Below are 1,409 nucleotides of genomic sequence, written 5' to 3' on the forward strand. Positions count from 1 at the left end.
GAAGTGGAACGCCATGTGGCATTCGTCGCCGCCGGTGGAGTAGTCGCCGAAGTAGTCGACCACGTCCTCGGGCCACTGGTTGGCCTCCGCCAGCAGCACGGTGTCCGGGTACTGGGCGTCGATCTCGCTCCGGACCCGCTTCAGGAAGGCGTGCGAGGCGGGCAGGTTCTCGCAGTTGGTGCCCTCGGCCGCGTACAGGTACGGCACCGCGTCCAGCCGGAAGCCGTCGATGCCGAGGTCCAGCCAGAACCGCAGGGCGGCCAGGATCTCCTCCTGCACGGCCGGGTTCTCGTAGTTCAGGTCGGGCTGGTGCGAGAAGAAGCGGTGGAAGAAGTACTGTCCGCGCACCGGGTCGAAGGTCCAGTTGGAGACCTCGGTGTCGACGAAGATGATCCGGGCGTCCTGGTACTGCTTGTCGTCGTCGGCCCACATGTAGAAGTCGCCGTAGGGGCCCTCGGGGTTGGTGCGGGACTCCTGGAACCACGGGTGCTGGTCGCTGGTGTGGTTCATGACGAAGTCGATGATGACGCGCATGCCCCGCTGATGGGCCGCGTCCACGAACTCCACGAAGTCGGCCAGGTCTCCGAACTCCGGAAGGACGGACGTGTAGTCCGCGACATCGTAACCACCGTCGCGCAAAGGGGACTTGAAGAACGGCGGGAGCCAGAGGCAGTCCACGCCGAGCCATTGCAGATAGTCGAGCTTGGCGGTCAGACCCTGGAGATCGCCGACGCCGTCGCCGTCGCTGTCGTGGAAGGAGCGGACCAGGACCTCGTAGAAGACGGCACGCTTGAACCACTCCGGGTCCCGGTCGTCGGCCGGAGTGTCCTCGAAAGTGTCCGGCACGGGTTCGTTGACGGTCATGACGCTGAAGGCCCTCCGATCTGGGACGTCGCCGGCTCGGCACGCAGGACGTGCGCGGGGGCGCGGCCGGGGCTGAGGCACACGTAGTTGGCGCTGCCCCAGTGGTAGGTCTCGCCCGTCAGTTCGTCGTGCACGGACAGGGCGTCGTTCCGGTCCAGGCCGAGTCGCGGCAGGTCCAGGGAGACCGTGGCCTCCTGGGTGTGATGCGGGTCGAGATTGACGACCACGATGACCGTGTCATCGCCGGTGCGCTTGCTGAAGGCCAGCACCGAGTCGTTGTCGGTGTGGTGGAAGCTGAGGTTCCGCAGCCGGTGCAGGGCGGGGTGCCGGCGACGGATGTCGTTGAGGCGGGTGATGAGAGGGGCGATGGTGCGGCCCTCACGGGCGGCGGCTTGCCAGTCGCGGGGCTTGAGCTGGTACTTCTCCGAGTCCCCGTACTCCTCGCTGCCGGCCTTCAGCGGCTGGTTCTCGCAGAGTTCGTAGCCGCTGTAGATGCCCCACGTGGGGGAGAGGGTGGCGGCGAGGACCGCGCGGACCTCGAAGGC

Annotated in this window: 2 protein-coding genes; both read right to left on the reverse strand. The window is 67.1% G+C overall.

What is annotated here, in order from left to right:
- Nucleotides 1-864 (reverse strand): alpha-amylase family glycosyl hydrolase (locus ACFWN1_RS33295; protein WP_384370506.1); only part of this gene is annotated, 864 nt, incomplete at its 3' end.
- Nucleotides 861-1,409 (reverse strand): alpha-glucosidase C-terminal domain-containing protein (locus ACFWN1_RS33300; RefSeq protein WP_384370509.1); only part of this gene is annotated, 549 nt, incomplete at its 5' end. The genes ACFWN1_RS33295 and ACFWN1_RS33300, both read right to left, overlap by 4 nt.

It is taken from the genome of Streptomyces sp. NPDC058459 (genome assembly GCF_042721685.1).
GTDB lineage: Bacteria > Actinomycetota > Actinomycetes > Streptomycetales > Streptomycetaceae > Streptomyces.